Below are 335 nucleotides of genomic sequence, written 5' to 3'. Positions count from 1 at the left end.
ACCAGCGACGAAGAGATGTTCCGCTACTTGATGGACAACTCCATCGCCAGCAAGGATGAGCTGAACCTCTCGCCGGGAGTCGGGCTGACCGCTGAACAGGTCGCCGCGCTGACCCATGACATCGTGTGGATGGAACCGCGCGAGGTGAATGGCCAGCAGGTGCTGCTGCCGGTGCTGTACCTGGCCCATGCCAATGATCGTTTGGCTCCTAATGGGGCATTGATCCAGGGGCAGGACGTTGCGCTGATCACCGGGGGTGACCTGAAGAACCAGGGCACCTTGCGGGCCGAGAGCAACTTGCAGGCCATTGCTGGCAATGTCGAGAACACCGGCTT

Annotated in this window: 1 protein-coding gene; it reads left to right on the top strand. The window is 60.9% G+C overall.

Annotated elements, in window-relative coordinates:
- Positions 1–335: hypothetical protein (locus HU720_RS23975; protein ID WP_186523639.1), on the top strand; the 335-nt coding region annotated here is incomplete at both ends.

The organism is Pseudomonas sp. SWRI51, assembly GCF_014268825.1.
GTDB classification, from domain to species: domain Bacteria; phylum Pseudomonadota; class Gammaproteobacteria; order Pseudomonadales; family Pseudomonadaceae; genus Aquipseudomonas; species Aquipseudomonas farsensis.
Note: the sequence above shows the minus strand (reverse complement) of the source record. Positions and strands in the feature narration are given on the sequence as shown.